We start from the raw sequence: 3,149 nt of genomic DNA on the forward strand, positions 1-3,149 counted from the left end.
AAAATCAATAATACAGATGTCTGCCGGCGTGATTTCGGAATATTTCACGGATGACGGCGTGACCGCCATGTAATCCCGGCCGGTTATCCGGACGGACACATTGCCGCCGGTGCCCCGCAGGTGACAATGGCCCGCAGATCCCGCGCCTGGCGGATGGTCGGGAAATCCACCACATCCATTTCGGTGACGAAGATTTGCACACCGGACAGCGCTTCCGCCAGATCCCCGCCGCCGTCGTATAACTTTTTCGTTTCCCGCCACCCGGCATAAACCGCCTGTCCGACTCCCGCCAGTTCGTCGATCGCAGTCTGGTCCATGGAAGCTGTGATGAACGTCCTACGCAGGATCTGCCTGGCCTTCATCATCCAAACCCAGTACAGGAAATCACACCTTTGTAAAAGCTAAGTCGTGATTACTCGGGCGATGCAACTCCTCTCCGGTAGTCATAGACGCCTCTGCCTGTTTTCCTGCCCAAACGACCGGCCTTGACCAGTTTTGTCAGCAGGGGGGCTGGGCGGTATTTATCCCCAAGTTGCTCCTGAAGGCTTTTGATGCAATGGTAAACGATGTCGAGGCCGGAGTTATCGGCTGCCCTGAACGGACCCACAGGGAAGCCGAGGCCGCGTTCACAGGCCTTGTCAATCTCTTCCGCTGTGCCGACCCCTTCCTGCAGCACGAAGAAGGCTTCATTCAGGAGCGGTATATAGAGGCGATTGATGACAAAGGCTGGCGCATCGGTAAACGTGACCGTATCCTTGCCGCATCTTTTTAGAACTTCTAAAACAGCGCCAAGGGTCTCATCAGACGTCTCCAAGCCGTGACTCACTTCGACAAGGGGGCTTAAGGCCGCAGGGATCAGAAAGTGGGTCCCGATGCAACGGGCCGGGCGGTCTGTAACCGTGGCTATTTCGCTGACACTGAGTGTGGACGTATTCGTTGCGAGGATCGTTTGTGGGACGCAGATACGATCCAACTCCCTGAAAACCTCCTGCTTGGTCTTCATCTCCTCAAATACGGCCTCCACGACGAGGTCTGCATCAGCCAAATCCGATAACGACAGGGTCGTCCGGATTCCGGCCAGCACGGCCTGTCGGTTGTCTGCCGCTCTCTTGCCCTTTGCTACCTGCCGATCCAGGAGCATGCCTATGCTCTTCATGCCCTGTTCAAGCCGGTTTTCTGCCATGTCGTACAGAATGGTTTCCAGACCGCCGTCGGCAAAGACGAGGGCGATTTGCGCACCCATGGTTCCCGCTCCAATAACGCCGATTTTCTTCATGGATCTATCCTCCTGTTTTGACCTGAACTGTGCCGCGGAATTTGCTGAAGTCAGGTTGACGCTTCTCCATAAAGGCGGTCTTGCCTTCGAGGGATTCATCCGTTTCGTAATACATACTGAGACCGCCGACACCAAGGTTGGAGATCCCGATGACGCCGTCCGTCTCCCCGTGGAAAGCATACTTCAGCATCTTCAGGGACGTGGAACTCTTCTCCAGGAGTTCCTTGCACCATTTTGCAACTTCTTCGTCGAGTTTGTCCGGAGGGACGACCGTATTCACAAGCCCCATATCCAAAGCCTCCTTTGCCGTATAACGCCGGCATAGGTACCAAATTTCTTTAGCCTTCTTCATTCCCACGGCGCGTGCGAGATCCCCTGTACCGTAGCCTGGGTCAAAGCTTCCCACGCGAGGACCGGCTTGTCCGAATTGGGCGGTCTCGGATGCAATGGATAGATCGCACACGACCTGGAAGACGTTTCCCCCACCGATCGCGAAGCCATTGACCCGGGCAATGACCGGTTTGGGAATCATCCGGATCAAAAGCGATACCTGCTGCCATCCTACTTCGAGGGGCAGGGCAGCAACGGTCCCGCCGTAGCCTCCTTTGTCTCGGATAGACTGGTCGCCTCCCGTGCAGAAAGCCTTGTCTCCTGCACCGGTCAGGACGACTACGCCCACCTCCGTGTCCACCCAGGCCAACGTTAAAGCCTGCGAGAGCTCATAGATCGTCACAGGCGTGCAGGCATTGTATTTCTCCGGCCGGTTGATGGTGATTGTAGCAATCCCATCCTTCTTCTCGTAGATGATCTCCTCAAATTTCATCTTCCACCTCCGCATATGCATGTCATGTTACCGTTAAAATATCTTCACAACATTTCTCCTATTGCTCCAGCCGACAAAGAAAAGACTGCATCTGATCCCACTCCTGCTGAGAGAATCGATTGAGAAATTGCTGATTGGTCTCTGCAAAGAGTTTCATGATCTGGTCCCGATGTTCGATTCCACGATGAGTCAGAAAGATTCGTAGTGAGCGACGATCCTTCTTGTCCATTCTCCTTTCGATCCATCCGTCATTTTCGAGCCTATCCAGAAGGCCTGTGGTGGTTGCCCGATCTTGGGCAGTTTTTGTGGCCAGCTCGCTTGGAAGGAGCCCTTCTTCCTCCATAATGGCAACCAGCATGAAAAACTGTCCATGGGTGAGACCGAAGGATGTAATTTCTCCTGAGTAAACCCCCGGCTGTGCCGGGGGACTCCCAGAGTTTGACAATTCCGGGAATACAGGAAAGCCTCCAACTGTGAACCGCTCAAAGTTTACAGCACAGGAGGCAAAACGTGGAAGATGTAAAGAGCTTAAACCATACGAAATGGGAATGCAAGTATCACGTGGTATGGATACCGAAGTATCGGAAGAAAACTTTGTATGTGGAGTTACGAAAATATTTGGGTTCAACGTTCAGAGATCTCGCTACTCAGAAGGAGTGCCAGGTGATCGAAGGGCATCTTTTGCCCGATCATATCCATATGCTGATATCGATCCCGCCCAAGTATTCGGTTTCTCAGGTTGTAGGTTATCTGAAAGGTAAAAGTGCCATTCAGATAGCAAGAACGTACATGGGACGGAAGAAGAATTTTACAGGTCAACATTTTTGGGCACGAGGTTACTTTGTGACTACGGTTGGTGCGGATGAGAAAACAATTCGCGATTATATCAGGCGACAGGAGACGGAAGATCGTCGTCTTGATCAATTGGATATGTTTGAAGAATAACCACCTTCAGGTGGTTCATAATCAGACCGCTTTGAGCGGTTCATAAAATCAAGCCTCCGGCTCTGCCGGAGGTCGTGACTTCTCCTGAGTAAACCCCCGGCTGTG

General features: G+C 52.8%; 5 protein-coding genes. 1 reads left to right on the forward strand and 4 read right to left on the reverse strand.

What is annotated here, in order from left to right:
* Positions 1-83 precede the first annotated feature (83 nt).
* The 4 genes from WC359_15320 to WC359_15335 are packed head-to-tail and all read right to left on the reverse strand — an operon-like array spanning position 84 to position 2,727.
* A complete protein-coding gene (locus WC359_15320; GenBank protein ID MFA5401821.1) occupies positions 84-365 on the reverse strand; it encodes a hypothetical protein in 282 nt (93 codons plus the stop codon).
* Positions 366-412: 47 nt separating this feature from the next.
* Positions 413-1,276, reverse strand: coding sequence for a 3-hydroxyacyl-CoA dehydrogenase NAD-binding domain-containing protein (locus tag WC359_15325; GenBank protein MFA5401822.1), 864 nt, complete (start codon positions 1,274-1,276; stop codon positions 413-415).
* A 4-nt stretch (positions 1,277-1,280) separates the two neighbouring features.
* Complete coding sequence (locus tag WC359_15330; protein ID MFA5401823.1) at positions 1,281-2,099, reverse strand: enoyl-CoA hydratase-related protein; 819 nt, start codon at positions 2,097-2,099, stop codon at positions 1,281-1,283.
* Between the two features lie 58 nt (positions 2,100-2,157).
* Positions 2,158-2,727, reverse strand: a complete 570-nt coding sequence (locus WC359_15335) for a MarR family transcriptional regulator (protein MFA5401824.1) — start codon at positions 2,725-2,727, stop codon at positions 2,158-2,160.
* On the opposite strand from WC359_15335, the gene tnpA reads away from it, so the two are divergent.
* Positions 2,610-3,044 carry an IS200/IS605 family transposase gene (gene tnpA / locus WC359_15340; GenBank protein ID MFA5401825.1) on the forward strand — a complete coding sequence of 145 codons (435 nt, stop codon included), beginning with the start codon at positions 2,610-2,612 and terminating at the stop codon, positions 3,042-3,044. The two genes, WC359_15335 and tnpA, sit on opposite strands and share 118 nt — an antisense overlap.
* Positions 3,045-3,149: the final 105 nt, after the last annotated feature.

This window comes from Dehalococcoidia bacterium, from assembly GCA_041653995.1.
Classification (GTDB): domain Bacteria; phylum Chloroflexota; class Dehalococcoidia; order GIF9; family UBA5629; genus CAIMUM01.

Bases quoted from the DNA above. Each gene is read 5' to 3' on its own strand.
- WC359_15320 (MFA5401821.1), bottom strand. From the start codon at position 365: ATGATGAAGGCCAGGCAGATCCTGCGTAGGACGTTCATCACAGCTTCC.
- WC359_15325 (MFA5401822.1), bottom strand. From the start codon at position 1,276: ATGAAGAAAATCGGCGTTATTGGAGCGGGAACCATGGGTGCGCAAATC.
- WC359_15330 (MFA5401823.1), bottom strand. From the start codon at position 2,099: ATGAAATTTGAGGAGATCATCTACGAGAAGAAGGATGGGATTGCTACA.